This window comes from Paraburkholderia sediminicola (assembly GCF_046027825.1).
Lineage (GTDB): Bacteria > Pseudomonadota > Gammaproteobacteria > Burkholderiales > Burkholderiaceae > Paraburkholderia > Paraburkholderia sediminicola_D.
Window position 1 is genome coordinate 1 of record NZ_JAQQDU010000203.1, and the last position, 3,328, is coordinate 3,328.

2 protein-coding genes are annotated in these 3,328 nt (G+C 59.7%); one reads left to right on the plus strand and one right to left on the minus strand.

Annotated features, from left to right (window positions below):
- Window positions 1-463 precede the first annotated feature (463 nt).
- Window positions 464-2,944, plus strand: a complete 2,481-nt coding sequence (locus PQQ96_RS41795) for a DEAD/DEAH box helicase (RefSeq protein ID WP_408303233.1) — start codon at window positions 464-466, stop codon at window positions 2,942-2,944.
- 5 nt (window positions 2,945-2,949) lie between these two features.
- Here the strand turns inward: PQQ96_RS41795 and PQQ96_RS41800 are convergent.
- A partial coding sequence (locus PQQ96_RS41800; RefSeq protein WP_408303235.1) for a cyclin family protein occupies window positions 2,950-3,328 on the minus strand: 379 nt, incomplete at its 5' end.

Here is a 3,328-nt window from a genome sequence, read left to right on the forward strand (position 1 = left end):
CTAGAACATCGCACACACTCTGTGATAGCGTCATGTATGGGTCCGGTCGTCCACGGGTATTCGGACCCCATTGAGCTTCGAGCTCGTACGTCTCTGGGCTTGTCCGAGCCGGGGCGCGCGAGGCTACGCTACACCCCGAGCGTCACGCAGTCACCAATACCACTCATGGATCTGAGGCGGAGCCTCGTTAGATTCTCTAAGGACAGGATGCTTCGACGGTGCGGCGTTAGCGCATAGCAACTCCAGGACCGGCACCGCTGAGCGACACCGGCACCCACGCAGTGTGGTAACGGTGGAGGGAACTTGCGGCCTGGCGCTCCCTGGGCGGAACTGATAGTCGGCATCAAAGGTGATGCGTGGAAGCTGAGGGACAAAGTGCTCGAAGAGTTGCGCACGAAGAAATATGCCGGGGATGCGGAGTCGACAAGCTAGGTATCTATCAACCCATGATTATGCGGAAGTTATGAAACGCAAGCGCAATGTTGCCAAGGCGGCTGAAGCCCCGAAGCTTTCTCGTACTCACGCCCCGGATCACATGTCTCCCGCCGATTGGCAGCGCGCTTTGCGCCGGCAATTTGGGCGCGAGCAGGTGTTCGGGCTGGAGAATCTCGGGACGGAGCCGTTTTTCTCCGAGTTTCGCGTCGGCAATCCGGAGTCGAAATCCAATTATCGTGTGGCGATCCGCGGGACACGGCCGGGAGAAAACTTCTGTGCCTGTCCTGACTATGCGACCAACGAATTGGGTACCTGCAAGCATATCGAATTCACGCTCGCCAGACTGGTAAAAAAACGCGGTGCCAAGGCGGCTTTTGCCCGCGGCTTCCAGCCTGCATTTTCGGAACTGTATCTGCGCAACGACGGTGAGCGAACGATCCATTTTCGCGCCGGTACAGATTGTCCGGCGGGGGTGGCGAAGGCCGCCGCGGCGTTGTTTGACGTATCTCATGGTTGGCGGTTACCGGAGGTTCGTTTCAACGAACTGGGACGTTTTCTCGCCAATGCGGCGAAGACAGGTCACGAATTGCACGCCTACGACGACGCGCTCAATTTCGTCGCAGGCCGGAGGGATGCGTCGCGGCGCGGCGCGGCGCTGGACAACTTGTTCCCGCGTGGTGCTGCCGACCCTCTACTGAAGAAGCTACTCAAGGCGCCGCTCTACCCCTATCAGGCCGAAGGCGCGTTGTTTGCAGTGCGCGCCGGGCGTACTTTGATCGGCGACGAAATGGGCTTGGGAAAGACCATTCAGGCTATTGCGGCAACGGAGATTCTGGCGCGGCATTTCGGGGTGTCGAAGGTACTCGTGGTCTGCCCGACGTCGCTCAAGTATCAGTGGCAGAGCGAGATTCTTCGCTTCTCCGGCCGCGCGTCGCGAGTGGTCGCTGGAGGCCTCGTGCAGAGGCAGAACGAATACGCCGAGGAAGATTTCTGCAAGATCACCAACTACGAGAAGCTGAAATCCGACCTTGACCTGATCTCCGCATGGGCACCTGAGCTTGTGATCGTGGACGAAGCACAGCGCATCAAGAACTGGAACACCATCGCGGCGAAAGCACTCAAGCGCATCGACAGTCCCTATGCCGTTGTGCTGACGGGCACACCACTCGAAAACAAGCTGGAAGAACTCGTTTCCATCGTCCAGTTCGTCGACCAGCATCGTCTCGGACCCACCTGGAAGCTGCTGCATGAGCACCAGCTTAAGGATGAAGCCGGACGTGTGACGGGTTACACCAGACTTGAGAAGATCGGTGAGAGCTTGGCGCCGATCATGATCCGCCGGCGCAAGTCCGAGGTGCTGCTCCAGTTGCCGAACCGTACCGACCAGAACCTACTGGTGCCGATGACCGAGATGCAGATGGCTCATCACACGGAGAACGCGGACACCGTGGCCAAAATTGTCCAGCGCTGGCGCAAAACGAAGTTTCTGTCTGACCAGGACCAGCGACGACTCACCTGCGCCTTGCAGAACATGCGCATGTCGTGCAACAGCACCTATCTCCTGGACCAGGAAACTGACCATGGCGTCAAGGCTGACGAGTTGGCGGCGTTGTTTGAGGGTCTCTTCGTCCAGCCGGAAGCGAAAGCGGTGGTTTTCAGCCAATGGACGCGGACTCATGAAATCGTCATTCGCCGGCTCAAGAAACTCGGCATCGGGTACGTTAGCTTCCACGGCGGCGTGCCATCGGAAAAGAGGCCTGCGCTGGTAGAGCGTTTCCGCAGCGATGCGGACTGCCGTGTCTTCCTGTCGACGGACGCGGGCAGCACGGGACTCAACCTGCAACACGCCTCGACGCTCGTGAACATGGATCTGCCGTGGAATCCGGCGGTGCTTGAGCAGCGTATCGCGCGTGTTCACCGCATGGGGCAGCGGAAGCCCGTACAAATCGTCAACTACGTTGCCAAAGGAACGATCGAAGAGGGCATGCTGTCGGTGCTGGCTTTTAAGCGCTCCCTGTCCGCGGGCATCCTCGACGGCGGCGCAGCCGAGATTTCGCTCGGGGGCTCGCGTCTCAACCGCTTCATGAAGGACGTGGAAAACGTCACAGGCCGTATGGGCGAGGGCGAGGCAATGGCCCCGATGGAAGAGGCGGTTAATGTCGCTGCTGCATCCGGCGAATTGAAGGAAAACGCGACGACCTTGGAAACCAACATCGTCCTTGCCGGGACCCGACCAAAAGCCACTGTCATCGAAGCAGCGCCCCAAGACGTGAGTCCTGAGCCCTGGTCCGGTTTGCTGCAGTTCGGCGTGGAACTGGTATCAGCGCTGAGCGCGTCGGCCGATGGGGCCGGCGTCGCCCACCCGTGGGTCGAACGCGACCCTGCCACAGGCGCACGCAGCCTCAAGTTGCCCCTACCACCCCCGGAGACGGTAAGACGGCTTGCTGATGCACTCTCGGCGATTTCGGGCGCTTTGCTGCGCAAGGGTATCGAAGAGGGAAGCAGCTAAGGGCGTCAGATGACGGGCGTCTTCTGACGGTTGACGAGCTGAGCATGCCCAGAAACACGAGTGGCGATTGTTGATGGTAAAACGGAGATCGGCGCGTTCCGTGGCCCCGGAAGAAACTGCTCCAGCGTGTAACCGCTAAGCTTGACGGCCTCAATAGCTAGTTCAGGCCATGACTGCCCCTGCGCGCTTTGCCCCTCGGGATTGACCGTGTAGCGTGCAACCGTAAATAACGTCCGAAAGCCGATTCGTCTTTGCTTAGGATTCGGCGCGCATGACGGCTGTGGCCGACAACGCAACTGATATGATCCGCGCACGAAGGTCCGGTGTCTGGGAGGAAGCCGACGTTCGAACGTCCGCGTGAAAGCGTGGGCCAACGTCCGTAGA